The 4,444-nt window shown below is 42.9% G+C and carries 5 protein-coding genes; all 5 read right to left on the reverse strand.

The annotated features are described in order from the left end of the window. Positions 1 to 171: 171 nt before the first annotated feature. From VZ94_RS29850 to nifL, 5 genes are read right to left on the reverse strand one after another with little or no spacing between them, the layout of a single operon-like run. The gene (locus VZ94_RS29850; protein WP_338040557.1) at positions 172 to 297 is read right to left on the reverse strand and encodes a DUF6156 family protein; all 126 of its coding nucleotides are present in this window, start codon (positions 295 to 297) and stop codon (positions 172 to 174) included. Next, a complete protein-coding gene (locus VZ94_RS20610) occupies positions 266 to 445 on the reverse strand; it encodes a DUF6156 family protein (RefSeq protein ID WP_239650120.1) in 180 nt (59 codons plus the stop codon). Before VZ94_RS20610 ends, VZ94_RS29850 begins: the two co-directional genes overlap by 32 nt. Next, positions 435 to 695: a hypothetical protein gene (locus VZ94_RS20615; RefSeq protein ID WP_045780676.1), complete on the reverse strand. Its 261-nt coding sequence runs from the start codon at positions 693 to 695 to the stop codon at positions 435 to 437. Before VZ94_RS20615 ends, VZ94_RS20610 begins: the two co-directional genes overlap by 11 nt. A gap of 10 nt (positions 696 to 705) precedes the next feature. Continuing rightward, positions 706 to 2,250 carry a nif-specific transcriptional activator NifA gene (gene nifA, locus VZ94_RS20620; RefSeq protein ID WP_045780677.1) on the reverse strand — a complete coding sequence of 515 codons (1,545 nt, stop codon included), beginning with the start codon at positions 2,248 to 2,250 and terminating at the stop codon, positions 706 to 708. Positions 2,251 to 2,254: 4 nt separating this feature from the next. Then, a complete protein-coding gene (nifL, locus tag VZ94_RS20625; protein ID WP_439097757.1) occupies positions 2,255 to 3,745 on the reverse strand; it encodes a nitrogen fixation negative regulator NifL in 1,491 nt (496 codons plus the stop codon). Between the last annotated feature and the right edge of the window lie 699 nt (positions 3,746 to 4,444).

Raw genomic sequence — 4,444 nt, forward strand, 5'->3', positions numbered from 1 at the left:
TGTTTAGAGCGCAGGTGTCGGCAGCAGGGATGCTGCCGCCAAGCCTACAGGGATGTATTTACGGCGTCCTGTGCTCTGAATGCCCTGTCCCGGCTTAAAGTGGGTAGCCAGTTTTCTGTCGTTCGTGTTAAGCCAGTTTTCGCTATAGAGTAATGCGAGAGCAAGCGAGTACTAGCAAATATCGACCTCCCTCACCTCATCATCTTCGACAATCTGCGCCCAGACTAGCTGGCCTTCATCGTTATAGCGGTAATAATGCTCTGACTCAACTTCCCCATAGACGATTTTTTTGACAATGGACTATACGGTCTTGCGCGTCAAAATAACCTCGATAGTAGAAGTTACGGTAGTTTAATTCTTGCTCAGTAATTTCATTCACCAGTTTTAGCGGCAATTTGACACTACTGTAACTTAAAAAATAGCGCGCGTGAGTTTCAAGCGACATCGTAATACCAATCTAATAAGGTTTCGCCATCCCAATTTTCAGCTTCTTCGGGTAAAGGCTCTGGCGTTTGATATAACGTCATTTGCCCAGGTTTAGGTATTTCAACCAACAGGCTTTCGGCATATTCGAAGCTACACCCTAAACGCCCGGCTGAATCTCTTAACCATAATGCCGCCATAGCAATTGCATCTTCGCGCGTTTCACCATAGCCATACACAGCATAATCGTGTTGTACATATAATGTGGTCATAACAAACACCTCATAATTGTTTCATCGTAATATCTAAAGTCGAGATGCGGTAGGCAATTTGCCTAGGCGTCATATTTAACAATCGTGCCGCTTTGGCTTGTACCCAACCACTTTGCTCCAGTGCTGCGATAACGCGCTCACGGTCATCTAAGTTGTCATCATTGACGTCAACAGCCGGTAGCTTTTTCGCTTTAGGCTGAATCCCCGCTTGTGATACTAGCCTTTCTAAGCCTGTATTGACCATAACATCGCGGTCTATGCTGCCATTAGGACTCATAATCGCAGCACGCTCTAGGCAATTTGCTAATTCCCTGACATTGCCCGGCCAGTCATGCGCCATTAAAATGCGTAAGGCACTGTCTTTAATTTCCAACAACCTGCCGCCTTGCTGGTCAGAAATACGCTTAAGCAAAAAATCTGATAAATCGGGAATATCTTCAGTTCGTTCGCGTAACGGTGGCAGATTAATCGGCATGACGTTTAAGCGATAATATAAATCTTCACGAAATTTACCTTGCGTCACCTCCTCTTCTAAATTTCGATTCGTCGCCGCAATAATCCTGACATTCACTTTAATCGTATGCGTGCCACCGACGCGTTCAAATTCTCCTTCTTGTAACACGCGTAACAGCTTAGCTTGAAACGAGGCAGAAATTTCACCAATTTCATCTAAAAATAACGTGCCATTATTAGCCAGTTCAAATCGACCTTTACGTTGGCTAATCGCACCGCTAAACGCACCTTTTTCATGACCGAATAATTCTGATTCCAACAGCGTATCGGGTAACGCAGCACAATTAAGCTTTAAAAACGGGCCACTGGCGCAGCCTGAATTAAAATGAATGGCGTTAGCCACGACCTCTTTACCAGTACCTGACTCACCACGGATGAGTACCGTCGTATTCCATTTTGCGACTTGCTTAATTAAATCAAACACTTTTAACATAGACGGGGAATGGCCTATGATGTTTTCAAAGCGATAATTTTTAATCAATGCATGTTTAAGTTGATCGCGCTCGCTTTGTAAATCACGTTGCTTGCGCTCAGTTAAGCGAATGACTTTCACCGATTGCGCAATTAAATTGGCAATCATTTCCATAAAGCGCGCCCGCTCACCTAAAAACAAACTGTTCACCGGTTGTGCCGCTAAAACACCTATGGTATCGCCCGCTTCGATATAAATAGGTGAACCGATAAACGGTAATTCAGCCTCGTATAAGCCAGTACGCCCTAAAAAACGCGGCTCTTCTGAGATTTTTTCAACCACTATCGTACTACCGGCATCTAAAACCGCCCCCATGACGCCTTCGCCAGGATGGTAACGTACCGGTTGTTTAAAATTAACGACAGCATCGGCATGAACAGCACTGACGACTAAACTGTCGCTTTCGATTTCTTTTATCGTAATCATGCCCGAGCGCATACCCGAACGCTTATGCAAAATTTCTAACACCGCTTGCAATTTCGCGTGTAAATCATGCGTACTATTTAAAACTTGGCTGATTAAATACAATGTGTCTAATTCAGCCTCGACAAGCTGGGTTCGTTCCAACATGGACTTACTCTCCTAAGCTCCTATCCAATAACGGGAAGCTGATTTTAAATCGGCAACCTTGGTCATAAGTCGGATCAATATCGATAAACCCGTGATGTTGACTGACAATTTCTTTAGCGATAACTAACCCCATCCCGGCTTGATTACTACCGCCACTTCGGGTTGTATAAAAGGGTTCAAACACTTTGCTACGACTTTCTTCAGGTATGCCAGGCCCGGTGTCTTCAATAATGACATGCACCATATCTTGCTCGACATTGCTGGTAATTTTAATGCGTTGCTCATCAGAGTCGGTGTGGCTTAATGCAGTAATGGCATTATCGACAATCTGGTTAAATAATACGCGTAAACGATTTTCCGAGCCCAAGATGTGGGGCAATTCGGTTAACGGTTGCCATAAAATATCTATCCCTTGGCTCCAGATTTTCTGCTCATTCAGCAATAACACTTCATGCAGAATCTGATTTAAATTGACGGGGATAAATGCCGTCTGGCTGATTTCGGGTAGGCATTTTTGCATGGTGGCAATGGCTTCTTCACCAGAATGTAAAATTTGCTTAAGAATCTGTAATAAACTGGCATATTGTTCGTCACCTTTGTGCAGCAAGATTTGCTCAGCCGCCCTAATTTGGTTCATTGGCATTTGTGTTTGGTGCATAGCGCCTAATAACGTTTCCCTAATGCTACGCACTCGCTCATCTTCAGACATAATGGTTTTTAGCGTTTGTATATGCAGCTCTTCCATTTGCCGACGTTGGCGCGTAATGTCTGAAATCGTTAGAATTAAATACTGCTTTGAGGTATTCGCAAAAAAAGCATCGACATGTACTTCATTTTCGACAAACCAATTCCCCGCACAAGAATACCAACGCGCGCGCCGCCCTGGCTTGCCTTCAACGCGAAATTCTCGGTTGCTAAAACCTTGTTCGTTTTCGCGTAACTGCTGCCATTGCTTACCTAATTCTTCACGTAATAAGGTTAGAAAATATAAAGCCGGTTCGCCTTTATCTAAATCGCTGACTAAGGCTTTATACATGTGATTATCGAGGATGACGTTATCGTCATCGTCAATCACAACCATAGCAATAGGTGATGAATTAATCACTGATTCTATGAGCAATTTTTGATTATTAACCCGCTTTTCAGATTCATGAGTTAAGGTCACATCTCTATGCATACCAATATAATGCGTAATCACACCGTCTTCGTTCAACATAGGTGCAATCGCTAAATCGGCAATATAGCGCTGCCCCAATTTGTGGCGATTACATAACGTGCCGCGCCAAACTTTTTTGCTGCGTATGGTATGCCATAAATCGTAATACACCGATCTAGGCGTTCTTTTATCCGATAGAATGGATTCATTTTGTCCCAAAATATCTTCAGGTAAATAACCTGTCACGCGGGTAAATTCTTCATTCACATATAAAATATTGGCTTTTTTATCAGTAATCGAAATAGCTATAGGCACTTGCTCAACAGTCTCTACAAACAAGTGATAAGGGATAGGATTCGTATTGGCTAGCTCTGAGCCATTAAATACGTCTGATAAATCCCCCCAACGACTGTTACCAAATTATTCACATGTGTTTGCAAAAATTGTAATGAATTTTTTCTCATAGCAGCGCCTTAACGAAAACAAAGTGTTATCTCTTTAGCTTAATAGCAATTTTAGTGCCTATTAACTAAGTTGCTTATGATACCGATGACAAGTGCTTGTGTTAGGTTTGTTTTTTGCTTTTTTAACAAATCAGCGTCATTGCAGCGGTATTTTACTATCTAGCCTCAGTTTGTTAATTCATTGTTTTCACTTGATTAATTACTGTTACACAACAAACACCCACCAATACTATCGACCAAAAACTTTGTCGTCTTTGCGACAATCACTTTTAACTCCTATGGTGATGTCTTAATTGCCACATGAAGTTTAAGTGAATAGCATCGCTAACCCTAAGTTCTGTAACATGAATTTTTTTCTTAGCTAATTGGCATGGTTGCTGCTGGCAATAAGAATAACTGCAAAACCCGGCTACCAACTTAAGTAGGAACAGGGCATTCAGAGCGCAGGACGCCGTAAATACATCCCTGTAGGCTTGGCGGCAGCATCCCTGCTGCCAACACCCGCGCTCTAAAACGCCCTGTCCCGTATGGCATTGTCCCGCCTAAAGTGCATAGCCCAAACCCCTGCTAGGTA

Source organism: Methylocucumis oryzae (genome assembly GCF_000963695.1).
Taxonomy (GTDB): Bacteria; Pseudomonadota; Gammaproteobacteria; order Methylococcales; family Methylomonadaceae; genus Methylovulum; species Methylovulum oryzae.

What these genes read in the sequence shown, in the direction of transcription:
- VZ94_RS20615 (WP_045780676.1), bottom strand. Translation starts at nt 695, where the DNA reads ATGACCACATTATATGTACAACACGATTATGCTGTGTATGGCTATGGT.
- nifA (WP_045780677.1), bottom strand. Translation starts at nt 2,250, where the DNA reads ATGTTGGAACGAACCCAGCTTGTCGAGGCTGAATTAGACACATTGTAT.
- VZ94_RS20610 (WP_239650120.1), bottom strand. Translation starts at nt 445, where the DNA reads ATGTCGCTTGAAACTCACGCGCGCTATTTTTTAAGTTACAGTAGTGTC.